General features: G+C 56.6%; 14 protein-coding genes and 1 pseudogene. 4 read left to right on the top strand and 11 right to left on the bottom strand.

The features are described 5' to 3' along the window. Position 1: 1 nt before the first annotated feature. The gene (acpT, locus tag ACOTX5_RS13680; RefSeq protein WP_015571496.1) at positions 2-595 is read left to right on the top strand and encodes a 4'-phosphopantetheinyl transferase AcpT; all 594 of its coding nucleotides are present in this window, start codon (positions 2-4) and stop codon (positions 593-595) included. Here the strand turns inward: acpT and arnF are convergent. From arnF to ACOTX5_RS13640, 8 genes are all read right to left on the bottom strand, one after another. Continuing rightward, positions 567-950, bottom strand: a complete 384-nt coding sequence (gene arnF, locus ACOTX5_RS13675; RefSeq protein WP_045328552.1) for a 4-amino-4-deoxy-L-arabinose-phosphoundecaprenol flippase subunit ArnF — start codon at positions 948-950, stop codon at positions 567-569. The two genes, acpT and arnF, sit on opposite strands and share 29 nt — an antisense overlap. After that, positions 947-1,270: a 4-amino-4-deoxy-L-arabinose-phosphoundecaprenol flippase subunit ArnE gene (gene arnE / locus ACOTX5_RS13670; RefSeq protein WP_015571497.1), complete on the bottom strand. Its 324-nt coding sequence runs from the start codon at positions 1,268-1,270 to the stop codon at positions 947-949. Before arnE ends, arnF begins: the two co-directional genes overlap by 4 nt. After that, positions 1,270-2,913: a lipid IV(A) 4-amino-4-deoxy-L-arabinosyltransferase gene (arnT, locus tag ACOTX5_RS13665; RefSeq protein ID WP_047726917.1), complete on the bottom strand. Its 1,644-nt coding sequence runs from the start codon at positions 2,911-2,913 to the stop codon at positions 1,270-1,272. The genes arnE and arnT overlap by 1 nt, the downstream gene beginning before the upstream one ends. Then, on the bottom strand, positions 2,910-3,812 hold the full coding sequence (gene arnD / locus ACOTX5_RS13660; RefSeq protein WP_045910922.1) for a 4-deoxy-4-formamido-L-arabinose-phosphoundecaprenol deformylase: 903 nt from the start codon (positions 3,810-3,812) through the stop codon (positions 2,910-2,912). The genes arnT and arnD overlap by 4 nt, the downstream gene beginning before the upstream one ends. Beyond that, positions 3,809-5,791, bottom strand: a complete 1,983-nt coding sequence (gene arnA, locus ACOTX5_RS13655; RefSeq protein ID WP_045910923.1) for a bifunctional UDP-4-amino-4-deoxy-L-arabinose formyltransferase/UDP-glucuronic acid oxidase ArnA — start codon at positions 5,789-5,791, stop codon at positions 3,809-3,811. The genes arnD and arnA overlap by 4 nt, the downstream gene beginning before the upstream one ends. Beyond that, positions 5,788-6,771, bottom strand: coding sequence for an undecaprenyl-phosphate 4-deoxy-4-formamido-L-arabinose transferase (gene arnC / locus ACOTX5_RS13650; protein WP_063438936.1), 984 nt, complete (start codon positions 6,769-6,771; stop codon positions 5,788-5,790). The genes arnA and arnC overlap by 4 nt, the downstream gene beginning before the upstream one ends. A gap of 1 nt (position 6,772) precedes the next feature. Next, entirely contained in the window at positions 6,773-7,912 is a 1,140-nt protein-coding gene (gene arnB / locus ACOTX5_RS13645; RefSeq protein ID WP_045910924.1) for a UDP-4-amino-4-deoxy-L-arabinose aminotransferase, read from the bottom strand. Between the two features lie 324 nt (positions 7,913-8,236). Further along, entirely contained in the window at positions 8,237-8,743 is a 507-nt protein-coding gene (locus ACOTX5_RS13640) for a phenolic acid decarboxylase (protein WP_022649694.1), read from the bottom strand. A gap of 99 nt (positions 8,744-8,842) precedes the next feature. Here ACOTX5_RS13640 and ACOTX5_RS13635 point away from each other — a divergent pair, with 99 nt between their 5' ends. From ACOTX5_RS13635 to ACOTX5_RS13625, 3 genes are all read left to right on the top strand, one after another. Further along, positions 8,843-9,724, top strand: a complete 882-nt coding sequence (locus ACOTX5_RS13635) for a LysR family transcriptional regulator (protein WP_045910925.1) — start codon at positions 8,843-8,845, stop codon at positions 9,722-9,724. 32 nt (positions 9,725-9,756) lie between these two features. Continuing rightward, positions 9,757-10,551, top strand: a complete 795-nt coding sequence (locus tag ACOTX5_RS13630) for an SDR family NAD(P)-dependent oxidoreductase (protein WP_032649780.1) — start codon at positions 9,757-9,759, stop codon at positions 10,549-10,551. Between the two features lie 106 nt (positions 10,552-10,657). Then, positions 10,658-11,320, top strand: coding sequence for an HAD family hydrolase (locus tag ACOTX5_RS13625; RefSeq protein ID WP_003861228.1), 663 nt, complete (start codon positions 10,658-10,660; stop codon positions 11,318-11,320). 60 nt (positions 11,321-11,380) lie between these two features. On the opposite strand, the gene ACOTX5_RS13620 is transcribed toward ACOTX5_RS13625, so the two are convergent. The 3 genes and pseudogenes from ACOTX5_RS13620 to pcoS form a co-directional block, all read right to left on the bottom strand. Further along, a complete protein-coding gene (locus tag ACOTX5_RS13620) occupies positions 11,381-12,406 on the bottom strand; it encodes a TerC/Alx family metal homeostasis membrane protein (RefSeq protein ID WP_015571505.1) in 1,026 nt (341 codons plus the stop codon). A 428-nt stretch (positions 12,407-12,834) separates the two neighbouring features. Further along, positions 12,835-13,269 (bottom strand): copper resistance system metallochaperone PcoE, encoded by a 435-nt coding sequence (gene pcoE / locus ACOTX5_RS13615; RefSeq protein ID WP_000723069.1) that lies wholly within the window; start codon positions 13,267-13,269, stop codon positions 12,835-12,837. A gap of 217 nt (positions 13,270-13,486) precedes the next feature. Then, a pseudogene (pcoS, locus tag ACOTX5_RS13610) lies at positions 13,487-14,387 on the bottom strand (copper resistance membrane spanning protein PcoS); the annotation flags it as partial.

Here is a 14,387-nt window from a genome sequence, read left to right as displayed (position 1 = left end):
TATGTACCAGTTTGTACTGGGAAAGATCTCCACCCTTAGCGCGGACCCGCTGGCGTCAACGCTCGCAGACATGGCACCTCAGGGTGCACGACACGCTTCCTGGCTTGCAGGCCGGACGCTGCTCGCCAGAACCTTATCCCCCTCACCGCTTCCCGAGATAATTTACGGCGAGCAGGGAAAACCGGCCTTCGCTAACGGCCATCCTCTGTGGTTTAACCTGAGCCACAGCGGGGACGACATTGCCCTGCTGATGAGCGATGAAGGTGAAGTGGGCTGCGATATCGAAGTGATCCGCCCGCGGGAAAACTGGCAGGCGCTGGCGAATGCCGTTTTCAGCCTCACCGAACATGACGAGCTGGAACGTGAAGCGCCGGAAGAGCAGCTTTCCGCATTCTGGCGCATCTGGACGCGCAAAGAGGCAATCGTCAAACAGCGTGGCGGCAGCGCGTGGCAGATTGTCAGTATTGACAGCACCGCCCAGACCCTCCCGGTCAGTCAGCTACGCTTCGGCTCGCTGAGCCTGGCGGTCTGTACCCCTACGCCTTTCACCTTAACGGCGGAAGCGGTTACTTACTCCGGTATTTCTGCGGCATAAAAATGACCAGCACGCCGAGTATAATCAAGCCGACGCCCGCCAGCCCGCGCCAGGAAAAGTGTTCTCCCCAGCCGGGCAGTAAAATTGCAGCACTCCACACCAGGATGTAACTGAGGCTCAGCAAGGCATACGCTTTGCTGAGCGCCATACGATGCAATGCCAGATACCAGCAGCCCATTGAGGCGCAATAGCCTGTCAGCCCCAGCATCAGCGCGCCCGTACCGGGGGCTATATGCCAGAGGGCTGCCCAGAAAGCGTCGCTCATCGGGGGCAGCGTTACCATCGCATGACGCAGCAGCAGCTGCGCCACGCTGACTAACACTACGCTGCATAACGCCCAACACGCACCGTTCACAGGCTTCCTCCCAGCAAAATAACCCCGACGATAATCAACCCGACGCCCAGCCAGTGACGTAGCGGGACAGGCTCATGCCAGACGATTTTTGCCGCCAGCGTTACCCAGACAAAGTTAAGGCTCAGCATGGGGTACGCCACCCCGACGGGCAGATGCTGCAATACCACCAGCCAGGCAACCATCCCGCCACCCAGCATCAGCAGGGCCAGCCCAAGCCACAGGGCGACCTGCTGACCGCCGCCTGCCCGGGTCGCCTGTTTCTGGCACAGTTGACCTGCGCAGCTCAACAGGCTTGCCAGCACCAGCCAGATCCAGGCCATCACTGCGGCAGATATTGCAGGTAAGCCAGACGCCCCTGAATCGTCAGGTTGTCCGGTTTTGGCAGCCCGGCGCGGGCCAGGTCGTCGTTTTTCGACAGCAGGATCACCAGCGACACCGGTCCCTGCTGACGATGCGCTTCAAGCCAGTGCGCGATATCATCTTTGCTCACAAAACGCCCCTTAGCGTCCGGATAATCCAGGCCATATTTCAGCTCACCGCTCTGCCCATACAAAATGATGTCATTACGCTGAAGCTCCCACGCCAGCCCGGAGGCTATACCAACGTTGTTCGCCAGGACGAATTTACTCATCTGCAATGGCTCGCGAACGGAATCCACCAGCGACTGCGGCTGTTTGGAATCCACTACCCGGTCCGGGATCGCAAAACCCACCAGCAGGGCCAGCCCGGCAGGGCAAAGCACCGCCAGCCACCAGCGCTGCGGATTTTTAAGGGTAAACCAGCCCACCGAGGCCCAGACCAGAAACGCCACCACGGCACAGAAGACTTTGTACAATTCGACCGGTGTCCAGACCAGATGTTTAGCAAGCCCCCATGGCGATACCACCAGCGCCGCCAGCATGCCAAGCACGCCAAACGCGATATTGATCCCACCGTTAATACGTAACGCTTTTTCGGCGACGGTGCAGGCGTAGCGCGCCATCAGGATCGCCAGCGGCGCAAAGCACGGCAGGATATAGGTCGGCAGCTTGCCTTTGGCGATGCTGAAGAACAGCAGCGGCATCACTATCCAGCCCAGCAGATAAAGCCCCGCCCTCTCGTTTTCTCTGTCTCGCCATCCCAGGCGTAGCGCGCCCGGCAGCATCGCCAGCCACGGCAGACTTCCCGCGATGAGGAACGGCAGATAGTACCAGAACGGCGCATTATGCTGGGCATCGCTCCGGGCAAAGCGCTGGATATGCTCCACCCAGAAGAAGTAACGCCAGAAATCGGGTTCACGCTGAGCGATTGCCAGCCCCCAGGGCAGGACGATAAGTACGCAGCTGAGGATCGCCAGCCAGCCGAAAACCAGCACCTCCTTCCAGCGTCGTTGCGCAATCACCCACGGCAGCACGCCAATCACCGGTACCGCCAGCGCCAGGAAGCCTTTGGTCATGACGCCCATGCCGCAGGCCAGCCCCAGCAGAATGTAGCCCCCCGCTTTTCCGGCTATCGTTTTCGCCTGCGAAGCCAGCCAGAAGCTGCACATAGCCGCCACCAGCCAGAGGGTGATAATGGGATCCAGCACGGCGTAGGTGCCGATGCCATAGACCAGGAACAGGGTTAAGAAGATCAGGCCGGAGAAGATCGCCACCCGCTTATCCTGCCAGAGACGCCAGGCCAGCCAGATCACCAGCAGCGCCGTCAGCCCGGTGCAGAATATCGCCCCCGCGCGAACGGCAAAATTAGTGTGTCCAAATAGCCATTGCCCAATGCTGTTAACCCAGTAACCGGCAATCGGTTTTTCAAAGTAACGCAGCCCGAGGAAATGCGGGACCACCCAATCGCCGGAGGCCAGCATTTCGCGGCTGATTTCCGCATAGCGCGTCTCATCTGGCTGCCATAACAGGCGAAGGTTGACCGGAAGGAGGTAGTAAACGACAAACAGTGCGAGAAGCGTCAGGCCATAGCGGGCTGTTTTCATAGTGCCGGGCTCACGGTTTGTTGATAGCCAAGCCAGCCTTCCCGGCCAGCCATTTCACGACGGACGATTTTGCCCAGGGGCAGCGTGTGGGGATCGTCCGGCAGCAGCTGGCTTAACGGGCAGAACTGAATGCCCTCCTGCGCCGCCAGCGCAAGCAACGCGTCGAAATCCTGCTGATACGCAATGCCTTCCACTTCGGCATGGATGGTATAAACCGGCGTACCGGCATCGCGGTGCATCGCATCCAGAATGTAACGGTTAAACCTGTCGGCACTCACCTCGCGCCCGACCACTTCATCCCACGTCGGAAGGGTGACCGGAATCTGCACCGTGCCGGTTCGGTTTTCCCCCAGCAGCGGTAAAAACGGTCCGGTGCCCCGGCAATCGCTGTTGTAGCGAAAGGCAAAGCGTTCTTTGGCCTTCACCACGCGCTGGTCGGCCCGCCATCCCGCCACGGCGGAACAGCGCACAGGCTGGCCGGTAATGGCTTCCAGCTCCAGCACGCCGCGCTCAACCTCACGCGCCAGGCGGGGGATATCCCACACGCCCGCCCAGGCCTGCCAGGCATGGTGATCCCAGGCGTGCAGCCCCACTTCATGATGCTGCGCGGCCTTGCAGATGATCGCTTCATTTTCCGCGCCGATGCGCCTGCCGGGCCATGCGGTTCCGGCCAGCAGGATATCCCAGCCGTAGAGCGATGCCGCGCGCGAGCGCAGCATTTTGTACAGAAAGGCCGGTTTAACCAGGCGCCACAGGTGACGCCCCATATTGTCTGGCCCGACGCTGAAGAAAAGCGTCGCGCGCACGTTGTGCTTGCTCAGCAACTCCAGCAGCCGCGGCACGCCCTCGCGCGTGCCGCGAAAGGTGTCGACGTCAATGCGTAAACCGACCTTTTTCATGATGCCTGTTCCGACAGCTCCACGGTGCGCAGGAAGAAGTCGAGCGTTTCATCAATGGTCTGCTCCATCTTCACCGTCGGCGTCCAGTTCAGGCAGCGCTTCGCATTGCGGATGCTCGGCTTGCGGTGCTCAACGTCCTGATAACCCTTGCCGTAGTAGCTGCTGCTCTCCACTTCGCGGAAACCGGCAAACGGCGGGAACTGGCTGCGCAGCGGGTGACGTTCAAAGCTTGCCAGCAGCATTTCCGCCAGCTCGCGGATGCTCGCTTCGTTGTCCGGGTTACCGATGTTGATGATCTCTCCGTTACAGCGGCCGTCTTTGTTTTCGATGATGCGGAACAGCGCTTCAATACCGTCGCTGATATCGGTGAAGCAACGTTTCTGTTTGCCACCTTCAATCAGCTTAATGGGCGAACCTTCCACCAGGTTGAGGATCAGCTGGGTGATGGCGCGGGAGCTGCCGATACGCGCGGCGTTCAGGTTGTCCAGGCGCGGCCCCATCCAGTTAAACGGGCGGAACAGGGTAAAGCGTAGCCCCTCTTTCTCGCCGTAGGCCCAGATCACGCGGTCCAGCAGCTGTTTGGAGACGGAGTAAATCCAGCGCTGCTTGTTAATCGGCCCGACCACCAGATTCGAGGCATCTTCATCGAAGTTATTGTCGGTACACATGCCGTACACTTCCGACGTCGACGGGAAGATGATGCGCTTATCGTATTTCACGCAGTCGCGGATAATCTTCAGGTTCTCTTCGAAATCGAGTTCGAACACGCGCAGCGGGTTACGGGTGTATTCAATCGGGGTGGCAATCGCCACCAGCGGCAGCACCACGTCACATTTTTTGATGTGGTACTCGATCCATTCGGAATGGATGCTGATGTCCCCTTCAACGAAGTGGAAGCGGGGATTAGTGAGGAATCGACCGATCGCATCGGATCCGATATCGAGACCGTAGATCTCGTAATTGTCGTCTTTCAGCAGCCGTTCGGTCAGGTGGTTACCGATAAACCCGTTTACGCCGAGGATCAAGACACGCGTGCGGCGTTTGATCGCCACCACCGGCGCGCTGGTGATCAGCGCCCCCGCCACCAGCCCCAGAGACTGCGCCAGCTGCGCCCCCTGCACGTACAGCCCGTTATCCGTTTGTCCGGTGACGATCTCCAGCGCCTGCTCGCCGCAGCTCACAATCAGCGGAGAGACCGAGATGACGGTGCCCGGTTTTGCCGCCGGAATGTCGTCACGCACGCGGGATTTCCAGACGATAAATTTACAGACCCCGGCGAAGCTGTACGCGCCCGGCCACGGGTCGGTGACGGCGCGCACCAGATTATGCAGCTGACGCGCCGGTTTCGCCCAGTCCAGTCGCCCGTCCTCCGGCGTGCGGCGACCAAAACAGCTTGCCTTGCTTTCGTCCTGCGCGGTTTCGGTAAAGGTCCCCTGAAGGATCGTCGGCAGCGCGTCGCGAAGCAGGCTTTGCGCGGCGATGCAGAGCTTGTGGTGCAGCTCCAGCGCCGTCTCATCAGCGCCAATGCCCACGTTCAGCTGTGCCACGATACCGCCCGCATCGGCACGGCGTACCATTTTGTGCAGCGTTACGCCGGTTTCCGTTTCACCGTTAACCAGCGCCCAGTTCAGCGGGGCGCGGCCACGGTAGGCTGGCAGCAGGGAGCCGTGCAGGTTAAATGCGCCTTTTGTCGCCACGCTCAGGATGTCGTCGCAGAGCAGATTGCGGTAGTAGAAAGAGAAAATTACGTCCGGCGCAAGCTTCTGAATACGATCCACCCACAGCGGATGGTTCACATCGTCCGGGGCGTAAACCGGAATACCGTGTTCAGCCGCAATACGCGCCACCGAGCCGAAGAAGTGGTTTTCCCCGGCAACATCCGGATGGGTGAAGATGGCGGTAATGTCGAAGCCTGCGTCCAGCAAGGCTTGCGTGCCCGTGCACCCCATATCGTGATAGGCAAAGACGACGGTTTTCATGGGTGGTTTTCCTCCTGAGATGCCAGGTGCTCCTGACGGACAACACGTTGAATAAAGTAGCGCGGACGCGCGCGAACATCGTTGTAAATACGGCTAATGTACTCACCCAGCAGACCCATACCGATGAACTGGGCGCCAATGAACGTGAACAGCACGGCAAACAGCATAAAGACCCCTTCCGCCGCCCACTGGGGACCAAAGACCAGCCGCAGAACGACCAGCAGAACGGAAAGCGCAAACCCGGCCAGCGCGATAACGCTGCCGAACACGCTCAACAGGCGCAGTGGCGTGGTGGTCAGGCAGGTGATCAGGTCGTACATCAGGTTGATGAGACGCATAAAGCTGTACTTTGACTCCCCGTGCTCGCGCTCGGCGTGCAGCACCGGGATCTCCGTCGCTTTACGGGCAAAGGTGTTCGCCAGAATCGGAATGAAGGTGCTGCGCTCGTGGCAGTGCAGCATGGCGTCGACGATGTGGCGGCGATAGGCGCGCAGCATGCAGCCGTAGTCGCCCATCGCTTTACCGGTGGTGCGCTGGATCAGACGGTTGATGGTGCGTGACGCCAGCTTGCGGAACAGGCTGTCCTGGCGGTTTTGCCGCACGGTGCCGACCACGTCGTAGCCTTCGTCGGCTTTGGCGACCAGACGCGGGATCTCTTCCGGCGGGTTTTGCAGATCAGCATCCAGGGTAATCACCAGATCGCCCGTCACGTGGCTGAACCCGGCCATAATTGCCGAGTGCTGGCCGTAGTTACGGTTGAGCAGTACGGCAACAATGTGGCTGCCCTCCGCCTGCGCGGCGTCGGTCAGCATCCGCGCGGAATTGTCGCTGCTGCCGTCGTCCACCAGCAGAATTTCATAAGCTTTGCCGAGCGTCTCGCAGGCGGCAGTCGTGCGCCGGATCAGTTCCGGCAGGCTCTCCTGCTCGTTATAGACCGGGATCACCACGGAAACTTTTTGCACGGGCGGCGCGCTGAACATATCAATGTCCTGCAAGCTGATGGAGCGCGGTAATGACGCGGGTTGTGTCGTCATGGGTCATGTCCGGGAAAAGAGGGAGAGAACAAATACGCGCGCTGTTCCATTCAGAGTTCGGAAGCGATACATCAGGGAAACGCTCGCGGTAGTATTTTTGCGTATGTGCCGCACGGAAATGCAGACCGGTGCCGATGCCCTGCTCCTTCAGCGCGGCCATCAGAGCATCACGCGAGAGGCCGCACCGGGCCTCATCCACGCGAATGATAAACAGGTGCCAGGCGTGCAGATGCGGCCAGGACGGAATGCGCAGCGGCTGGAAAGGGGTATCCGAGAGTTCAAGCAGGTAGCGGTCGGCAATGTCGCGACGGCGCTTATTGGCTTCGCCCAGCTTGCCGAGCTGCACCAGCGCCAGCGCGGCGTTGATATCCGCGAGGTTGTATTTAAAACCCGGGGTGATGACCTCGGCCTGCGGCGCGCGGCCATGGGTCTGGCGGTCATAGGCATCAACGCCCAGACCGTGGAACTTCAGGCTACGGATGTTTTGCGCCAGCTGCTCGTCATCCGTCACCACCAGCCCACCTTCGGCGCAGGTCATGTTTTTGATGGCGTGGAAGGAGAAAATTGCGGTGCCCCGCCAGCCCACATGACGGCTGTGGTAGTACGTTCCGGCGGCATGGGCCGCGTCTTCAATGACAGGAATACCGTGACGTTCACCGACGGCGCGAATGGCGTCAATATCGCACGGCGCACCCGCATAATGTACCGGCACAATGGCTTTGGTGCGGGGCGTAATGGCGGCGTCAACCGCTTCAGGCGTCACCATCAGCGTGTCTCTGTCGACGTCGATCATCACCGGTATGGCACCCAGCAGCACGATCATATTCAGCGTCGATACCCAGGTCAGGGAGGGCGTAATCACCTCATCGCCGGGACCAATCCCCATCGCCATCAGGGTGACGTGCATCCCCGCCGTGGCAGAGGAGACAGCGATCGCATGACGGTTTCCCGTCAGCGTACAGAACGCCTCTTCAAGCATCTGATTTTTCGGCCCGGTGGTGATCCAGCCGGAGGTTACGACCTCCTGTACCGCGGCGATTTCCTCCGCGCCCATTGAGGGCCGGGAAAAAGGCAAAAAATCACGCATTAATAATTTCCTTGAGTTATGCATGGCAACTTTTTGATATTAACCAAATGCCGATGCGTTTATTTCAACGAACCATAAACTCATCTCAAGGTAACGTTCATTTCTTAGGGAAAAATTAAGATGGTGATAGAAAGGAGGGATGAATTGATTCTAATTCATTATTAAACAATAAGTTATGTAAATATGAATTATTTATTATGTGATTCCGCTCACCGTATTAATGCCAATTATCTAAACCAAACATCAACAAATAAAAAAATCCCCGACCCTTTCCAATAAATATGAAATGAGTCGGGAACTTTTCTTTTTAGTTAATTGTCGCGCTTATTTTAAATTATCAGGAAAGTTTTTTGGCAACTCGCTGGCCGCGCACGCAATAACGCTATCGTCATTCGCACCGCAGTCGCGCACGAAGGTGATGGTGGCAAATTCATCAATCACTTCGGTTGGATACGCTGGCCCGGCATCACGGTAGCTATTCATCAGCGGAATGTGATCGTTCTGGAAGCAGACGGTTTTTTCCGGATTATTCATGACCCAGCGCGGGAAGAAGATGGTGCCGTGGAACAGGCGGTCGCCCAGGTTCACGATCAGGCTCACGTCGGTACCGGTTGGCTCCGTCCATGAAATTTTATAGATGCTCTCCCCAACACGGACAATGTAGGCCTGCTGATCTTTCACCCAACGGTTGCCCACCAGACCACTGTGAATACGGTAGTCCAGGGTGTTTTCGTTTTTAACGTAAATTTCGTAGTTCCAGCCATTATCGTAGGTATATACCAGATGTTTGCCGACGAAGCCGCTTAAATCATGTTTATCGAAGGTGCTCATAAGATGTCTCCTTTGTTTTGATGAGACGATCGTACCCCTTCAAAAAATGAATGAATAACGCTATGTTTGAATCAAATTCATCCAAAATTTAGATTAATTATGCACAAGACGACGCTCGAACAGTGGGCCTTGCTTGAGAGAGTCATCGAGGCGGGCAGCTTCGCTAAGGCGGCGGAAGAGACCCACCGCAGCCAGTCCTCGGTCAGCTATAACCTGTCGCTGTTGCAGGAGCGGCTGGGCGTGGCGCTTCTGATGACAGAGGGACGGCGTGCCGTGCTGACCCCGGCGGGTGAGCTGTTGCTGAATCAGGTTAAACCGCTGCTGAAAGCCTTCGCCTATGTTGAAACGCGCGCAGCGACCCTGCGTAGCGGGATGCGAACCCGTATCGACCTGATGGTAGACAGTATTTTTCCGCGCAGCCGGCTGTTCGCGATTTTGCGCCAGTTTCAGCAGCTGTACCCGCAAACGCAGGTGCGGCTTACCGAGGTGCTGGAAAACAGCCGCGCGGATGCGCTCAATGATGAAGCCGACGTGATGGTCTTAACCCGCCGCCAGGACATTACCGGCCTGGGCGAATGGCTGATGAATATCGATTTTGTTGCCGTCGCGCATCACGCGCACCCGCTGTTTGCGCTGGATACACCGCTTAACGACGAGATGCTACGACCGTGGCCGCGCATTCAGATCGCAGACAGCCAGCCCACCGCTCACCCCGCCGGGGAGTCGTGGACCTTCTCCACCATCGATGCCGCGATCGAAGCGGTGATGTATCAGGTTGGATACGGCTGGTTACCGGAAGAACGCATTCAGACCCCGCTCCAGCAGGGCATCCTTAAAACGCTGCCGCTCAGCCACGGCGTACGTCGCGCCACGCCGCTGCACCTCATCGTCAAACGCTCCCTCAGCCCGCTGGACGAGCAGGTTGAGACGCTGTTGCGCCTTTTTAAACAGGATCCGTCATCGTCAACTGCTACGCTTTAAGTTTTGAACCAAAAGATGACAAGGAGCGAATGATGAAAATTGATTTAACGGGGAAAGTGGCGCTGGTGACCGCGTCCACCGGCGGTATTGGGTTTGCCATCGCCCGCGGGCTGGCGGAGAGCGGTGCGGAAGTGATCGTGAACGGGCGCAGCGTCGACTCGGTGAACAAAGGCATTCAGGCGCTACAGCAGGTGGTGCCTGGCGTACAGGTTCGTGCCGCCATCGCCGATCTGAGTTCGCAGGAGGGCGTTGACGAACTGCTCAGGGTTGCCACGCACGTCGATATTCTGGTGAATAACGCTGGGATCTATGGCCAGCAGGATTTTTATTCCACCGACGACGAGACCTGGGAACGCTACTGGCAAACCAACGTGATGTCCGGCGTGCGCCTCTCCCGTGCCCTGCTGCCCGGCATGGTACAAAAGGGCTGGGGTCGGGTGGTGTTTATCTCGTCAGAATCGGCCTGCAATATTCCTGCGGATATGATCCACTATGGCGTGACAAAAACCGCCCAGCTCTCGCTGGCGCGCGGTCTGGCGAAGTTCGTGGCAGGCAGCGGCGTGACGGTGAACAGCGTGCTGCCGGGCCCGACAATGTCGGACGGTTTTGCCGCGATGATGAAAGACGAGATCGAAAGAACCGGTAAATCGCTGGAGCAGCTGGCGAAAGAGTTCGTGATGGCGAATCGCCCCAGCTCGGTGATCCAGCGCGCCGCCACGGTGGAAGAAGTGGCGAATATGGTGGTGTATGTCTGTTCCATGCAGGCCTCCGCGACTTCCGGCGCGGCGCTGCGCGTTGACGGCGGCGTGGTGGATGACATTGTTTGACCCGTCAGGCCACAGGTTCAGGAAAAAATGCGACCTGATATAAGGACTATGAAGGTAAAGCAGGTAAACTAGTGAACAGAATGTGTATTTCAGCTAAGACGTATTTATGACCAATATGATTGCCGACGAAGCCGTGGCGAAGTCCAGCGTGCTCTCTGTCTTTGACTTTGATGGTACGTTGACGCACCACGACAGTTTTATCCCGTTCCTGCGCTTTGCCTTTGGCAAGCGCTACTTTGCTGGCCGACTGGTGCGCATGGCCCTGCCTACGCTGCACTGTGTGCGCCGCAAGCTGACGCGAGATGAGCTGAAAGAGGTGTTGATCAAAACCTTCCTGACGGGGGTGGATGAGCACTGGTTACGTCAGCAGGCGGAAGCCTTCTGTGAAAAATACTGGAACAAGCTGATGCGCCCGGAAGGGGTGCTGGCCGTCGCCAACGAGGTCAATTCCGGTGCGGAAGTGACGATTTGCTCTGCTTCCCCGGCGCTGGTATTGCAGCCGTGGGCCGATAAGCTCGGCATTAAGCTGATTGGCACGCAGCTGGAAGTGAAAGACGGCAAGCTGACCGGGCGGATCACCGGCCACAACTGCCGCTGTGCCCAGAAGGTGGCGAGGCTGGAGAAGGTGTATGGGGATTTGAACGCGTATCACCTGCGCGCCTGGGGCGACACGCGTGGCGACCACGAGTTGCTGGCGGCGGCGCAGGATCCGCACTGGCGGCATTTTCATCATCCGAGCAAGCGCCGAAATTCACCAATTAAGGGTTAGGTGCGGCCCGATGCCCTCACCCCGGCCCTCTCCCACAGGGAGAGGGAGAAAAGCGGTACATCAGGCTTCACGTTTTCCCGGGAACATCACGCTCGCAATAATCCCCAGCGCCAGTACCCCCAGCACCACAAACAGGCTTGCCGTGGCGCCGATGTTATAACCGTGATGCCAGAAATGGTCGGTCGCATTCAACCCCAGCTTGAACGCCACGAAGAACAGCAGTAACACCACCGCTTTCTCCAGATGCACCAGATACTGCTTCAGCGCTTCCAGCACGAAGTAGAGGGTACGCAGGCCGAGGATCGCGAACATCATGGCGCTGTAGATAATCAGCGGCTCACGGCTGACGGCAATGATTGCGGGTACGGAGTCGAAGGCGAACATCACGTCGGACAACTCCACCACCGCGACGCAGAGCAGCAGCGGCGTCGCGTAGCGCTTCGCCTTCTTCACGCGGCCTACCATCACATCCTTGTTTTCAGGCTTCTCCAGTTCGGCATCCACCTCTTTCTGGGTCAGGATAAACGCATGGCTGCTGATTTTTGGCCACACCGGGTAGAAGCGTTTCACCAGGCGGTACGCCAGATGGTTGGAGTAATCTTCGACTTCATCGCTCTCTTCATTGCGTTTCAGCATCATCACCGCCGTCCAGCCGACGACCAGCGCAAAAATGACCTCAACATACGGTCCCAGGCTCAGCAGGCTGGTGCCAATGGCAACAAAAATACCACGGAACACAATCGCCCCGAGCACGCCCCAGTAGAGCACGCGGTGACGATATCTATCCGGCACGCCGAACCAGGCGAAGATCGCCATCATCACAAACAGGTTGTCGACGGAGAGCACCTCTTCCAACGCATAGCCGGTGAGGAACAGACTGGCCATCTCCGCGCCGTGGTGCACGTATAAGAATCCGGCGAAGGCCATCGCCATCATGACCCAGAAGATGGACCACATGACCGCGCTTTTCAGCGAGATCGGTTTATCGTGACGGTGCATGAAGAGGTCGATAAACATCGCCCCAACGGCCATCACCACGAAGACAACAACGGTTTCCGTCGGGAAACCGAGATGAGCAGCAGACATAGACAACCCTTTTAAGAAGACAAAACACCATGCACACAATAAAAAGCGTGGACCCGATAAGGACGCAGCACGCTAAAAAAATAAATATTAACCGTTCTTTTCAGCTGTGTAGAGACATTAAAGTTGTATCCTTTAACCTGAAAAAGACTTTAAAGTTGTAAAGTTTTAAAAAAACACATACAAAACATGATGCTAAGTGTGTATCACACGCTGTTCCAACATTATACCTTGATGTTCTTGCAGGAACTGCAATTTACAGGAGGAAAAAGGTGTTTTTGTAGTTATCTGGCGTTACGTGACAGTGTTGGTCAGATACTTCCACCTCTTCAGAGTTAAAGTTTGATATATGGGAAAAAAAACGCTCCCGGACGGGAGCGTAAGCCAGTGACTTCGGCGTCAAATGAGGGTCTAACAAGTGGAGCTGCGGGTTAATTCTGGGTGATCTGACTGCGATGCTTATCAGCCTGCTGCTGGTGAACAACGGAAGACTGACCATTATTCGCCTTCTCATGTACAGCTGCGGCCTTCTCATGCTCGCTCATTTCAGAAAATGACTTTGCTGTTTCGTTGGTAGCTCCGGGTTTAGCTTTCATCATTTTTTTATGCATTTCAGCCATGTCCTGGTGGGCAGCAGAATTGCTGTTTTGCATCATGTCATGGGACATTGCGGCCTGATCGTGACTGCTCATATCCATCATTGTCATGCTGTCTCCCTGAATTGCACTTTTTTCAGCAGATGACTGCATCTGGTGGGCAGGTGCCTGTGCATTATTTACCTGGTCATGCATGTTCATTGTCTCTGCAGCCATGGCAGATGAAGCGGCAGCCATAATGGCAACAAATGATACGAGAATCTTTTTCATGGTTGGGTCTCCGGTGTTTACATACCCAAACAATCAATGGCTTATAACAGAGAAAGCAGTTGATCTCAGGGCGGGTTAATCATCACTCCAGGAACCAGGTGATTGTGTTATCACGCTGCTCCTGATTTATGAATAATTATAAAAAACCGCCTCTGTTTATCGCGTGACTGAATGATGACAATTTTGTCACCTTCCAGGTTTCTCCTGAACAACGGGATTAATCCATTAACAGGCGCACTTTGAACACAATTTCACGCCCCTGCTGTTCTGCTGACAGCTCGCCGCCGTGAGCATGAATGATCGACCTTGTAATTGATAATCCCAGCCCCGCGCCTTCCGTGTTGTAGAACCTTGATGAGTCTGCGCGATAGAACCGGTCAAACAAACGTTCCAGATTAGCGGGAACCTGGCCGGACATCGTATTCGTAATCATCACGTTCACACAGTCACTGTCACGCTCAAGGTGTATCGCTGTACAGGTGTTATCGGGAGAATACTTGATTGCATTGGAAAGCAGGTTACTGAAAGCACGTCGGAGCATATCGCTGTCTCCGGCAACAACGCCCTCTCCTTCAACCGTGATTGTCTTTCCTGTTTCGTCTGCCAGGGGCTCGAACAACTCACGTAATTCATTCAGTTCGGCTGCCAGATCCACATCATGTTTATCCAGCCGCAGCAGACCATGCTCTGAACGTGCCAGAAAAAGCATGTCACTGGTCATTCGTGACAACCTTTTCAGTTCTTCCAGGTTAGCGAATAAAATTTCGCGGTAATGCGAAACATCCCTTTCCTTAGCCAGTGCAAACTGCGTCTGCATCATCAGATTACTGACTGGTGTGCGCAGCTCATGCGCGATGTCAGACGAGAAATCTGACAGTTTCCGGAATGCCCCCTCCAGGCGATCAAACATATTATTGAACTCCTGCATGGTCTCAGAGATTTCCGGCGGAGCCAGATCGGGATTTAGACGCTGATCCAGGCTGTGTACGGTCATGGAGGAAGCCAGACTGGTCATTTCCCGTAGCGGTTTCAGACCAATACGTGTGGTCAGCCAGCCCAGAAAAACAGAAATAAAGACCAGACCGATATTGAACCAGAACAGCCAGGTACTGAGTTTG

Source organism: Enterobacter cloacae complex sp. IR5441 (genome assembly GCF_049238215.1).
Lineage (GTDB): Bacteria > Pseudomonadota > Gammaproteobacteria > Enterobacterales > Enterobacteriaceae > Enterobacter > Enterobacter hormaechei_C.
Note: the sequence above shows the minus strand (reverse complement) of the source record. Positions and strands in the feature narration are given on the sequence as shown.